This is a genomic window from Micromonospora sp. NPDC048894, from assembly GCF_040649765.1.
Taxonomy (GTDB): Bacteria; Actinomycetota; Actinomycetes; order Mycobacteriales; family Micromonosporaceae; genus Micromonospora; species Micromonospora antibiotica.
In genome coordinates this window covers 237,836-250,942 of the sequence record NZ_JBEZFY010000002.1, presented here as the reverse complement: position 1 = coordinate 250,942, position 13,107 = coordinate 237,836, and the positions used below count along the sequence as shown (strand labels likewise).

Here is a 13,107-nt window from a genome sequence, read left to right as displayed (position 1 = left end):
CGGACAGGGATCGCAGGGTGGCGCAATATATCGACAGGGGTTAATGTTAAAGATCTGACGTCTTATGTCAGGAGTGGGCGCGGCTGACGGATCGGTCCCGCAACCCCGTCGTTCGGACATGAGGCACAGCCGCGCCAGAGGCAGCCAGCACCGCACCCGTACCGTTCCGGAGAGGTTTCGATGAATGTGTTGAGAAGGCCCAGTCGTATGACGATCGCCGTGGCGACGATGGCGACCCTGGCCGTCGTCAGCGGCGGCTCCGTGCTGGCGGACGCGCCGGGCGCGCGGGCCGCGACCACCGGCCCGTGTGACATCTACGCCGCGGGCGGTACGCCGTGCGTGGCCGCGCACAGCACCACCCGCGCCCTGTACGGTGCGTACAACGGGCCGTTGTACCAGGTGCGCCGGACGTCGGACAACACCACCCGGGACGTCGGGGTGCTGAGCGTGGGTGGTGTCGTCGACGCCGCGACCCAGGACTCCTTCTGCGCGAACACGAGCTGCGTGATCACGATCATCTACGACCAGTCGGGCCGCAACAACCGCCTCACCCAGGCGCCCGGCGGCTACTGGCCCGGCCCGGCGCCGGGCGGCTGGGACAACCTGGCCGACGCGAAGGCCGCACCGGTCACGATCGGCGGCCGGAAGGCGTACGGCGTCTACGTCTCGCCCGGCACCGGCTACCGCAACAACAACACCAACGGTGTCGCCACCGGCGACCAGCCCGAGGGCATCTACGCCGTCGTCGACGGCACGCACTACAACCAGTGGTGCTGTTTCGACTACGGCAATGCGCAGACCGACGGTCAGGCCGACGCGCCGGCCATCATGGAGACGGTCTACTTCGGTGCCAACAAGCAGTGGGGATACGGTGCCGGCGCCGGCCCGTGGGTCATGGCCGATCTGGAGTGGGGGCTGTTCTCCGGGGTGAACGCGGGGTACAACAACATCGCGTCCATCAACCACCGTTTCGTGACGGCCATGGTCAAAGGTGAGCCGAACCACTGGGCGATCCGCGGTGGCAACGCCCAGTCGGGGGGCCTGACGACCTATTTCGACGGGCGGCGTCCCAACGGATACCACCCGATGAAGAAGGAGGGTGCGATTCTGCTCGGCATCGGCGGCGACAACAGCGTCTCCGGCCGGGGCACCTTCTTCGAGGGCGTGCTGACCTCGGGTTACCCGTCGCCGGCCACCGAGGACGCGGTGCAGGCGAACATCGCCGCGGCGGGATACGCGCCGGCCGGTGGCGGCACCCCCACGCAGAGCGTCCAACTCGTGGGCACCCAGTCCGGTCGCTGCGTCGACGTGCCGAACGGCAGCACCACCAACGGCACGCAGGTCCAGCTGTGGGACTGTACGGGTGGCAGCGCGCAGCGCTTCACCCGGACGGCGGGCCGGCAACTCCAGGTGTCGGGCGGCAAGTGTCTCGACGCCTCCGGGCAGGGCACCGGCAACGGCACCCAGGTGATCATCTGGGACTGTCACGACGGGGCCAACCAGCAGTGGAACGTCAATGCCGACGGCACCATCACCGGCGTGCAGTCGGGTCGCTGCCTGGACGCCACCAACGCGGCCACGGCCAACGGCACCAAACTCGTTCTCTGGGCCTGCAACGGGCAACAGAACCAGCAGTGGAGCCTGCGCAGCTGACCGCCACGTCGTAACCGGCCGGTCGGCCGCCTCGTGTCCTGCGCGGGGCGGCCCGACCGTTCGGTCGTGTCGCGCTGCCCGGCCCGGTCTGCGTCGTCGTCTTTCCTGCCTGTCGTTCCGCGTGTCACCCGGGGTTCCCGCAGCAGCAGATCGAAGGCTACGGTCCGAACTGGAACCAGGTGTCGTTGCGGCCCAACGACGTCGACACCCGCCACGGCTGCGTCGACACCCACGGCAGCGCAGACGCGTACGCCCGGGCGTGCAACTACGGCGGCTACCAGACCTGACGGGTGAACGGTGGGTGATCCGACCATGCGCTACGTCACTCGTCGATGCCTGGAATCTCGGGCGGTGATCTGTGAGGGTGTGCTCGGTGAAGCCGATACCGAGCGTACCCGAACCGCCGACGCTGGGTGCCGTCCTGCGTGGGTGCCGCGTGGCGGCGGGCCTGTCGATCGAGGCGCTCGCCGAGCGCTGCGAAGTCAGCGCCCGGGCGATCAGCGACATCGAACGCGACCGGGTCCGTCGCCCGCAACGGCGCACCCTGACCGTCCTGTTCGACGTTCTCGCCGTGCCGCACGACGAGCGTCGTCGCCTGGTCGAGGCCACCTCCGTGCGGCCGGCCGGCGCGGAACTGCCCGATCCGCCTCGCTACTTCAGCGGCCGGGCAGCGGAGTTGCGGACCCTGGGCGGCATCGCCCGTCGCCCGTCAGGTGACCGGCAGCAGGCCACCGTGCTCGTCGTCACCGGACCGGCCGGGGTGGGCAAGACCAGCCTCGTCCTGCGGGCCTCGGCCGACCTGGCCACGGACTTCCCCGACGGCCGGTTCCTCGTCGACCTGCGCGGCATGGACGACGTCCCGACCACCCCGGGCGAGGCGCTGCACCGGTTGCTGCGGGCGCTCGGCGTGCCGGAACAGCGGATCCCCGCCGGCCGCGACGAGCGGGCGACGGCGTACCGGTCGGTGCTGTGTGAGCGCCGGGCCCTGGTGGTGTGGGACAACGCCGCCGACGAGGCGCAGGTCCGGCCGTTGCTGCCCGGGGCCGGACGCAGTCTCGTGCTGTTCACCAGCCGGCGGCGACTCAGCGGTCTCGACACCGCACAGTGGCTGTCGCTGGAGCCGCTGCCGGCCGAGGACTCCACCGCGATGCTGCGGGCCATCGCCCGGCCGGTCGCCGTCGATCCGACCGAACTCACCGAGCTGGCCCGGCACTGCGGTCACATGCCCCTGGCGTTGCGCGTCACCGGGCAACGCCTGTCGGCCGAGCCGGGGCTGTCCGTCGCGGAGCTGAACCGTCGGTTCACCGGCGAGCAGGCCCGCCTGCGGGTCATCGACGCCGACACCGCCGGCATCCACACCGCGCTGAGCCTGTCGTACCGGCGGCTCGGGGACGACCTGCGGCGGACCTTCCGGCGGTTGTCGCTGATGCCGGGTCCGGACTTCGGCCCGGACCCGGTCGCCGTGGTCACCGACGGCTCCGACGCCGACGCCGAGAAACGGCTGGAAGCCCTGGTGGAGAGCGGCCTGGTGGCTGCCGTGCCGGCGGACCGCTACGGGCTGCACGACCTGGTACGTGACTTCGCCGTCGACCGGCTGACGGCCGAGGAGCCGGACTCGGCCGGCCCGTTGCGGGCGTCCTCGCTGCGTTGGTGGCTGGCGCGGACCACGGCGGCGGGGCGGCACTTCGAGCCGGACGGACCGCCGTCGCTGGCGGAGTTCGGGGATCGCGATGCGGCGACGGCGTGGCTCGACGCCGAACGGGGCAACTGGTTCGCGGCGTTGCGGTCGGCCGCCGCCGAGGGGCTGCACGAGCAGGTGCTCGACACCGTCGACGCGCTGCACTGGTTCTCCGACAGCCGGGTGCACCTCGACCTGTGGCCGGAGGTCTTCCGGTTGTCCGCCGAGTCCGCCGCCCGGCTGGACGACCCCCGCACCGAGGCGGTCCACCTCAACTACCTGTCCTGGGCGCAGGCGATCTGCCAGCGTGAGTACGCCGCCAGCGTGGCCACCGCCACCCGGGCGCTGGACCGGGCGGTCCGTGCGGGCGACCCGGCCCAGCAGGGCTGGGCGCTGCTCTACGCCGCCAGCGGCCACACCGGGTTGGGCGAGCACGCGGCGGCGCTGCGGCAGCGGCAACGGGCCTGGGTGCTGCTGCGACGTGCCGCCGATCCGGAGGGCCTGCCGCAGGCGATGGCCTCGCTCGGCTCATCGCTGCTGGCCCTCGGTAGACCCGTCGAGGCGCTGCGGGTGCACCAGCGGACGAGATGCCTGCTCCGCGATCCGCGCTATCCCATCGCGGCTTTCGCCCGGGCCGCCACCGACGCGTTGAACTGCCGGCGGATCGCCGACGATCTCGCCGTCCTCGGCCGGTGGCCGGACCGTGTCACCGCCCTGCGGGAGGCGGTCGCGCGGTTGCGGGCCAGCGCGATGCCGGCGTTCGAGGCCCTGGTGTCGGTGGAACTGGCCGAGGCGCTGCGCCGCACGGGGGAGACCCGGGACGCCCCGGCGTACCTGCGGCGGGCGATCGAACTGGCCGAGGATTGTGATGATCCGGACCTGGCCGCCCGGGCCGCGACGCTGCTGGCCGAGCTCTCCCGCGACGGCGTGGACCCGGGGTGAGGGTCAGGTGCCGGTGGCGACGCGGGCGAAGGCGCGTACCAGCGGGTGGGGCTCGTAGCGGTGCTCCCGGCCGGCCGTGACCCAGCCCCGTTCGGCCAGGTCGAGGAAGCCCGCCTCGGCGGGGACCGGACCGGCCGGCCGGGTCAGCAGCCGGACGGCCCGGCGGGCCCGGGCCGGCAGCCCCGCGTACGTGCGCTCGAACGCGTCGCGCACCGACAGGTCACCGGCGACCAGCGCGTCCAGGACCCGCTCCGGCCTGGCCAACCGGTCGATCAGCCACTGCGCGCTCCACTGCGGCCGGGTCAGCAGCCGGTTCGCGGTCACCCGCAGGGCAAGGGGCAGTCCGCCGCAGCCGGCGGCGAGCGCTGCGACCGCGGGTGCGGGCGCGGTGCCGTCCACCATCGTGTCGAGGGCGGCCCGGGCGTCGGCCGCCGGCAGGGGCGGCACCAGCCACCGGTCGGTCGCCGGGAGGTCCGCCAGCGGGTGCCGGCCGGTGATCAGGGTGACGCCGAGGGCGTCGGGCGGCAGCAACGGCCCGACCTGGCGGTCGTCGCGCACGTCGTCCAGTACGACCAGGATCCGCCGGCTGCGCAGCAGCTCCCGGTACGCCCCGATGACCACCGGGTCGGGCCCGTGCGTGGACAGGGCGGACGGTGGCAGCAACCGGCGGGCGATCGTCGCGGCGGTGGCGTCCGCGACCGGTCCGAGGAACCGCACCCCGTCGGGGAACCGCCCGGCGAGGTCGGTGGCGGCCTGCACCGCCAACGCCGTCTTGCCCGCCCCGGGCAGGCCGATCAGCTGCACCGCGTGGCGGTGTTCCAGCCGGGTGGCCAGCCAGGAGAGGTCGTCGTGGCGGCCGGTGAAGTGGGCGGTCACCCCGGGCAGACCGGTGAGCCCGGCGACCTGTCCGGCGGCCGGGCGCAGTTGGCCGGCATCCACCCCGTCCAGGCCCAGGGCCGCGCCGAGCGCCTGCAGGGTGCCGTGGTGCGGGCGGCGGATCCGGTGCCGTTCGATCCCGCCGATCGTCCGGGCGCTCACCCCGGAGCGGGCGGCGAGTTCGTCGATGGTCAGTCCGGCGGCCATCCGCAGTGACCTGAGCCGGTGGAGCTGTTCCTGCGTGTTGTCCCGCACCCCGTACCCCCGCCAGGACGACTGCTGTCCGGTCCAGTAGACGTCGCCGGGGCGGCACGTGGGGTGAGGTCATCGTCACACCGCGTTCCGGGGCTGGTGGGACGCGCGGTGGTGGCCGTCCGCCGTCCCGGCCTGCGGGAGGCGGGACGGCGGACGGGGCCGATCAGGAGGTGCCGACCCGCTGCCACTGCTGGTTGGCGGCGCTGCCGCAGGCGTACTGGATCACCCGCGCGCCGTCGGCGGTGGAGTAGCCGGTGACGTCCAGGCACCTGCCGCTGTGCCGGGCGACGAGCTGGGTGTAGTCGGAGCCCGCGTCGCGCAGCTGCCACTGCTGGTCGGTGCGCCCCGACTGGCAGCCGAACTGCTGCACCGGTGCGTTGTCGGCGGTGGAGCCGCCGGCCACGGTGAGGCACTTGTCGCTGTGCCGGGCGACGATCTGCACGTACCCCGAGCCCGCGTCGCGCAGCTGCCACTGCTGGTTGGTGCCGTTGTTGCAGGCGTACTGGGCCACGGCGGCGGCGTCGGCGGTGGACCGGTCGAGCACGTCCAGGCACTTGCCGCTGTGCCGGGCGCGCAGCGTGTCGAAGGTGTAACCGCCGTTGACCCCGGAGACCACGCCGGTGGCGGTGTCGATGGTCAGCTGCGGATACCAGCTCATGGTCAACGAGGTGGCGGTGGGGAAGTTCAGCGGCAACCAGACGTAGCGGGACTGGTTGACCGGGCCGCCCGTCGCGCCGGCCCACCGGTCGCCGAGATAGAGGTACGAGGTGGCGGCGCTGCCCTGCACCGGCAGCACGTACGCCGACTGGGAGTCGTAGGTGGTGCCGTCGGCGAAGTTCGTCGGGTTGGTCCAGGTGCCGCCGACGCTGCTGGCGGTGGCGTACCGGGCCTGGTTGGGCGACCAGCCGGTGGCGCCCGAGGTGACCAGGAAGTAGACCCCGTTGCGTTTGAACATCGCCGGGGCCTCCCGGTAGTTGTCCGGCCACAGCGTCCGCACCAGCGACGCGACCCCGGTGTAGTCGGCGGTGAGGCGGTAGATGTTCAGGTCCGCGTTGTTGCGGGTGGCGGAGATCAGGTACGCGGTGCCGTCGTCGTCGCGGAACACCGTCTGGTCCCGGGAGTCGTGGCCGAGCGGCCGGAAGCTGCCCAGGTAGCGGTAGTTGCCGTCGACCGTGCTGGAGGTGGCCACCGCGACCCGGGCCTGGTTGTAGTCGACGCCGTTCTCCCAGTGCATCCAGAGCACGTACTGGCCGGTGCCGGCGTTGTAGATCACCTTGGGGCGTTCGATGTTGGCCGTCGCCAGCTCACCGGCGGAGGACTGGGTGAGCACGTTGTTGCGGAACTCCCAGGTGCGCAGGTCGGTGGAGCGGTAGACCGACACGTACCGGAAGGTGTTGTTGGCGTTGCGGTTCTCGCCGAACCAGTAGTAGTAGTCGCCCACCTTGATCATGCCGCCACCGTGGGCGTGCACGCCGGCGCCGCTGGTGTCGGTGAACTGGGTGCCGTTGGCCACGGTGACGGGTGCGGCCCGCGCGGCCGGGGTGGTGAGGGTGAGTGGGGCGAGCAGGACCGCGCAGGCGGCGAGGGTGAGGGCGGTGACGATCCGGCGGAGGGTGGTGGGGTGGGGCGCGGCAGGCATGGCCGCCTCCTCTTGCGGTGGGCGCGAGGTGCCGCAGGGACGCGCGGGACCTTTTCTCGACCCTCACGATAAGCCGATCCACCGCTACATGCCCATACTTCGATGCGATTGCCGTCGATGTGTTGCGACCCGGGGTGGGGGCGCGGCCCGGATGGTCCATGGGTCCGGTCGTCGCGGTTGTCGAGATCGTGACGAATGATCTACGTCACATTGTGAAGCCTTTTCGCAGTGTCGGGCACGGAAGGCGCGTTCCGGGCCGAATCCCTTTCCCGCACCGCACATTTCGCCGCCGAACGCACTCGCAGCGGGCTGGTGGGGCCGTCGTCGGACTCCGATTCGCCACTCAGCGTAGTCGCGGCTCACCCGCGCGTGGTCGGGCGGTGTTGCTTGCCGTCCGACAATCAGCGCCTCGGTTTGTGCCGCTCACTACCCTGACCGATGATCCAGTGCCTGGGTACCGTCGACAGCGATAAGGGCTTCAGATGAGCAACAGTCACCCTCCGTACGGAGAACAGCCGGATCCGAACGTCACCCCGTGGAGCGGGCCGCCGGCGCCGGCCGCCGGCTACCCGGCGTACGGCCAGCCCGGTCAGGCCCCGCAGTACGGCCAGGCCCCGCAGTACGGGCAGGCCCCGCAGTTCGGTGTTCCCGTGCCCCCGCAGAAGTCGAACCGGGGCCTGGTCATCGGCCTCATCGTCGGCGCGGTGGTCCTCATCCTCGCGCTCTGCGGCGCCGGGATCGGGCTCGCCCTGGTCGGCGACGACGAGGCCGACCCGACGCCGGGCCCGGTCGCGACCACCGCTCCCGGACCCGGGACCGGCAGCGGCACGGACACCCCGCCGACCGCGCAGCCGTCCGAGTCGTCGCCGGAGCAGCCGAACAACAACAACGCGGTGACCGCGCGCTACTCCAGCGACCTGTCGTCGGTCTGCGACGGCAGCCCGATCCTCAACGCCGCCACCTACAGCGGCCCGACCACCGCCAAGGCGTACGTCTTCTCGAACAACCCGGAGCGGCCGACGTTCTGGTCGTCGAAGCTGGTCGGCTCCGACAAGCGGTACTACGCCAAGTCGGCCGACTTCACCACCGTGTCGGTGGTCGGCTGCATGTCGATGGTCCCGGGCAGCGAGGGCGCGCCCAAGAAGTGCGACTACAAGGCGAGCGACGGCAAGAACGTCAGCGTCTCCTACATCTCCTCGCGCTACCAGCTGACCTTCTTCGCCGCGAAGACGGCCGAGAAGATCGGCGACGGCGGGGTCGTCAACGCCCCGGCCACCCGGTGCCCGAGCTTCATCTCGTACAACAAGACGACGATGAAGGCGTACGCGGCGCCCGACAGCGGCACCATCGAGGCGGCCCTGGACAAGTTCCTGTCCTGACCGGCTCCTGACGGCGGTGCCGGGGGCGGGGGATTTCCCCCCCCGCCCCCGGCCTTCCGTCTCCCGCCGGATCAGGTGTTGACCGGCCGGCGGGCGACCAGCAGCACGTGCGTCACCGGCCAGTCCAGCGGGCTGCCGTCCAGCGCGGACAGCTCGGCGGTCGGCGCGAGCCGGTGGGTGACGATCCAGTCGTTGCGGTACGGGCCACTGGCGGGGTCGACCTCGAAGCCCACGTCGGCCAGCAGCGCCTTCCAGTCGGCCCACTCCAGCCCGCAGAACTCCTCCTGCGTCTCCGACAGCCAGTTGTCGGTGTAGTCCTTGCGGGTGAGGAAGTCCATCGCCGAGCCGAGCGGCAGCTCGACCACCGCCCCGGTGCCGTCGTCGACCGGGCGGAACCCGAACGGGAACCGGTAGTCGACGGCGAACTGGTCCAACCGGGCCCGCGTCGACAGCCCGGCGAGCCGCTCGGCCACCTGGTCGGCCGGCAGCGCCGCGAGGTCGGGGTGGGGCCGGGCCGGGTTCGCCCCGTCGGTCGTCGACAGCCGCAGCCGTACCGTCCGGTCCCGGCCGTCCGGTCCGCACACGTCACTGTTGATCCACACCCCGCCGGGCACCGTGTGGTCGTAGATGGCCTGCACGAACCGGCGCAGCGACGCCATCTGATCGCCGTACGACCAGATCTCGTGGGTCAGCGCGAAGGTCATCGTGGTGTCCACCGAGCGGGGTGCGAACACCGCCCCGCCGAGCACGTTGCGGCGGTAGAAGAACACGTTCGGGTTGGCGAAGAAGCCCTGCGCCTTCTTGTGCACGCACTCCTCGTAGAGGTGCCGGGCCACCTCGACCCCGATCAGGTCGCTCTCGCGCAGCGTCGGCTCCCGGTCGGCCAGCTCCAGCACCGCGCCCGCGCCGCAGCCGACGTCGACGATCCGGCCGGGCCGTACGTGCTCGCGCACCGCCGCCCACTTACGCTGCGCCGCGTCGGCGAACGCCTCGGCGTACGTGCGGTAGTCGCGGGTGGCGGTCAACCCGCCCTCGTCCCCGACCACCGGGTCGTTGACCACCGAGCGGACCAGGTCGTCGAGCCGGTAGCGGGCGTAGACGTCGAGGGTCGCCGGGTGGGCCAGCTCCCGCCACGACGGGTCGTCGGCGGCCAGCCCCAGCAGCACGTCCCAGGGCCGGGCGGGGGTCGGGTCGACGTCGGCCTCCACCCCGGCGATCGGGTACCCCAGCCGGGCGTACATGGCGGCCACCTGCGGGGTCGAGCAGGCGACCACGGTGTTCGCCGGCGTCAGCTCCAGGCCGGCGGTGGCCGCGACGTTCTTCAGGGTCACCTCGGCGAACCTGTCGGTCTCGGCGGTGTCGAAGACCGGCACCACCACCGACCGCAGCCCGGCCAGCACGCTGAACCGTTCGATCGCCGCCTCCCGCCGGTGGTAGGGGACCGGGTTGCGGCGGGTGTTCTCGTGGTTGGCGGAGGTGACCGCCCAGACCACGGTGACGCCGTCGTCGGTCAGCTGAGCGTTGCCGTCGGTGGCGGACGGTGCGCCGCCGCCCCCGGCGTGGTCGCCGTCGGCAGCCTCGTGGTGACCGCCGGTGGCGAGCCGGTGCAGATAGTCGGCCTGGAACCGGGTCAGCAGGTGATGTCGGCCGGGAAACAGCAGGTAGCGGGGCATGCACCGTTCCTAGCCGACGTCGGATCACCGGCTCCGCGCGGGGTGCCCGGGGGCGAGTGACCGGCCCGGGCATCCCGCGGAGTGCCCCGGGGCAGGTGGCCGGCCCGCCACCGTGCCGGATCGCCCGGGATGCCCGGGCGGGTGGGGGCGACGCCGCACGGCGTCGCTCCCACCCTGACGGGTGCTAACCCACCACGGAACGCAGCGGGACCTGTTCGGCCCGCAGGGTCCGCACCAGGTCACCCAGGAACGGGTGCTCGTCGACCTGGAGACCCGCCGGGTTGGGGATCACCAGGTACGCCGAGCCGCCCGCCACGGTGACCCGGGCGGTGTCGGTGTACCGCTCGACGACCGCCTCGGCGCGGGTCAGGTCACCGGCGGCCACCTGGAGGGTGAACGGCCGCCACTCGCCGCCCAGGTTCTCCGCCACCGGCGCCGCCGCCGCGGCGGCGCGGGCGGGGTCGACCGGGACCGGCGACGCGGTCCGGGCCGCCGGGCCGCCGCCCGGGTAGAGCAGCGCGTTGGCCACCAGGTGCAGACCACTCTCGTTGTACGCCCGGAACAACGGGTTGAACGCGAACAGCACCGCCCGACCGGCGCCGGTCGGCTCGTCCACCACCGCGACGGTGCCCTTGAGCGCGTCACCCTGCACGGTGTAGCCGTTGGCCCAGAAGGTGTCCCCGCTGGGGTAACGCAGCACGTTGCGGCCGGTGCTGCTCGGGGTGAGGATCGGGTCGTTGTTGTTGAACTCGAAGTCCTCCGCCGGCCGGCCCAGCCCGACCGGGCTGTCCGGGTCCACGTCGACCCGCAGGTGCGAGCCGATCACCGTGTAGCCGGTCGGCTTCGGCTTCTCGGTGGTGGAGGTGAGACCGGCGGCACGGGCCAGCCGGGTGCCCTCGTTGCGCAGGCCCAGGTAGGTGTGACCCTGGGCGATCCAGGCGCGCAGGTTGGCCTGCCCGGTCGCGGTCAGCCCACCTGTCGCGTTGCTGCCGTCCGGCACCAGCAGCACCGTGCGGCCGGTGAAGGCGGGGGTGTTGTCGTTGATGTCGGCGGTGGTGACCGGGGTCAGGTCGAGGCCCCACCGCTTGCCCAGCACGTACCGGGCCTCGCCGTGCGAGCCGGAGGTGGTGGAGATGCCGGTGCCCTGGAACAGGCCGACGTCCGGCCGGCTGATCGGGGTGCCGACCGCCGCCGTGGTGTACGGGGTGAGCGTGACGCCCAGCTTCTTGGCCGTGGTGTTCAGCTCCGGCGTCAACGCGCCGGCCGGCATCCCCACCTCGCCGCTGTCCAGGTCCCGGACCAGCTGCACGCCCTGACCCAGCAGGGTGAAGGTGAACTCGGCCGCGGCGGCGGAGTCCAGCGCGTAGGTGTAGGAGCCCTTCAACGGCGGCGCGGCGAGGATCTTGCCGCCACCGGTGTTCTGGATCTTGTCGATCAGCTCCGCGTTGGGCTTGACGTCCGCGCCGGTGTAGACGGCGTTGAGACCCATCAGCAGCGGGTTGCTCCACGACGACACGTCGTAGAAGTACGGGAACGGCGTGTACGGGTCCTCACCCATGATCGCCTGGATCCAGTGCTTCTGCGGCTGGTTCATCGGGATCCAGTACGACCCGACAGGCACGGTCAGGTTGGTCGCCGAACGGCCACCGAAGAGCTTCGCGGTGGGCAGCTTGACGGCCTTGCGGACCTGGTAGACCTCGACGTCCATCCGGCGCAGCCGCTCGACGAGCTGGCGGGCGTCGGCGAGCTGCCGGTCGGGCAGCAGGAAGTACGACCGGACGGTCTGCGCCGGCACCGGGAACTGCACGGTGTTGGTCGGCTGGACCACCTCGTTGGGCTCCAACGCGCCGGCCCGGCCCTGGGCGAGGGCGTCCTTCCAGACCTTGAACCAGCCGGTGAGCACCTCGACCTTGTGTGCCGCCGCCCAGCCCAGCGTCGACCACTGGGTGTGGAACTGCTGCTGCACCCGGTCGGCCACCGCCGACGAGCTGCCCTTCTCGAAGGTCATGCCGGCGGCCCCGAAGCCGGCGGCCGGCACCGTGTCGCCGTACCCCATGAAGAACAGGTCGTAGGTGGAGTAGTTGAAGTAGCACTCGGTGGTCACCGTGGCGTCACACGCGCCGTTGTAGCCGAAGCCGGCCTTGTTGGCCTCGCCGATCCGGTTGATCCAGTCGACCGCCTCGCCGGAGATCTCGTGGTGGATCGGGTCGGCGTTGGGCGGGAAGAAGTACTGCCGGCCACCCATCTCGTGCGCGTCGATGAAGACCTGCGGCGGGTACCTGCGCATCAGTTCGAGCTTGCCGTCGGTCTCCTGCTGGGTGCGGGCGAACCAGTCCCGGTTCATGTCGAAGCCGTACTCGTTCTGCCGGCGGCTGGCGTCGCGGCCGTCCGGGTTCTGCGTCGGCACGATGATCGTGACCAGGTTGTCGTTGCGCTGCTGGACCTCGCAGGACAGGCCGGCGGCCAGCTCGTACAGTGTCTTGAGGGCGGCGTCGGTGCCGCTCTTCTCACCGCCGTGCACGTTGGCCGTCACCCAGACGATGGCCGGCGCCGCCTCGGCGATCTCACCGGCCTGCTGCTGGTCGAGTACCCGGGGGTCGCGCAGCGAGCGGACGTCCTCGGCGATGCCCTTGAGCACGGCCGGCCGCACGTTGCGCTCGTTGGACACGATCGCGTACGGCAGCGGCTGGCCGAGCACACTGGTGCCCATCACGCCGGTGACGACCCGCTTCGACGCGGTGTCCACGGCGGTGAGGTAACCCCGCACCTCCTCGTTGGTGACCACCCGTTCCTGGCCGGTGCCGAGCGGGAAGCCGAGGAAGCTCTCCGGGCTGGGCACCGAGGCCAGCCGGTCGGTGGGATCGGTACTACAGGTCGTCGGGGGTGCCGCCGCGGCGGGCGGGCCGACCACCAGGGGGGTGATGCCGGCCAGCAGGACGATGGCGGCGGCGCTGGCCAACCGTGGGGAGGAGAGCAATGTGGAGCGGATGAGCGGAGTTCGCATGAGGCGTC

The 13,107-nt window shown here is 71.9% G+C and carries 7 protein-coding genes; 3 read left to right on the top strand and 4 right to left on the bottom strand.

Translation table 11 applies throughout. The annotated features are described in order from the left end of the window. Positions 1-207 precede the first annotated feature (207 nt). Together AB0C22_RS05000 and AB0C22_RS04995 are read left to right on the top strand one after the other, a co-directional pair. Positions 208-1,653 carry an arabinofuranosidase catalytic domain-containing protein gene (locus AB0C22_RS05000; protein WP_255597568.1) on the top strand — a complete coding sequence of 482 codons (1,446 nt, stop codon included), beginning with the start codon at positions 208-210 and terminating at the stop codon, positions 1,651-1,653. 373 nt (positions 1,654-2,026) lie between these two features. Continuing rightward, complete coding sequence (locus AB0C22_RS04995) at positions 2,027-4,273, top strand: helix-turn-helix domain-containing protein (RefSeq protein ID WP_357533563.1); 2,247 nt, start codon at positions 2,027-2,029, stop codon at positions 4,271-4,273. Between the two features lie 3 nt (positions 4,274-4,276). Here the strand turns inward: AB0C22_RS04995 and AB0C22_RS04990 are convergent, their stop codons facing one another. Both AB0C22_RS04990 and AB0C22_RS04985 read right to left on the bottom strand, forming a co-directional pair. Then, entirely contained in the window at positions 4,277-5,404 is a 1,128-nt protein-coding gene (locus AB0C22_RS04990; RefSeq protein WP_308290724.1) for a helix-turn-helix domain-containing protein, read from the bottom strand. A gap of 163 nt (positions 5,405-5,567) precedes the next feature. Next, positions 5,568-7,043 carry an RICIN domain-containing protein gene (locus AB0C22_RS04985; RefSeq protein ID WP_357533561.1) on the bottom strand — a complete coding sequence of 492 codons (1,476 nt, stop codon included), beginning with the start codon at positions 7,041-7,043 and terminating at the stop codon, positions 5,568-5,570. A 482-nt stretch (positions 7,044-7,525) separates the two neighbouring features. Between AB0C22_RS04985 and AB0C22_RS04980 the strand changes: the two genes are divergently transcribed. Further along, a complete protein-coding gene (locus AB0C22_RS04980; RefSeq protein ID WP_357533559.1) occupies positions 7,526-8,422 on the top strand; it encodes a hypothetical protein in 897 nt (298 codons plus the stop codon). A gap of 71 nt (positions 8,423-8,493) precedes the next feature. On the opposite strand, the gene AB0C22_RS04975 is transcribed toward AB0C22_RS04980, so the two are convergent. Together AB0C22_RS04975 and AB0C22_RS04970 are read right to left on the bottom strand one after the other, a co-directional pair. Beyond that, positions 8,494-10,095 (bottom strand): class I SAM-dependent methyltransferase, encoded by a 1,602-nt coding sequence (locus AB0C22_RS04975; RefSeq protein WP_357533557.1) that lies wholly within the window; start codon positions 10,093-10,095, stop codon positions 8,494-8,496. A gap of 184 nt (positions 10,096-10,279) precedes the next feature. Next, entirely contained in the window at positions 10,280-13,099 is a 2,820-nt protein-coding gene (locus tag AB0C22_RS04970; RefSeq protein ID WP_357533555.1) for a M14 family zinc carboxypeptidase, read from the bottom strand. Between the last annotated feature and the right edge of the window lie 8 nt (positions 13,100-13,107).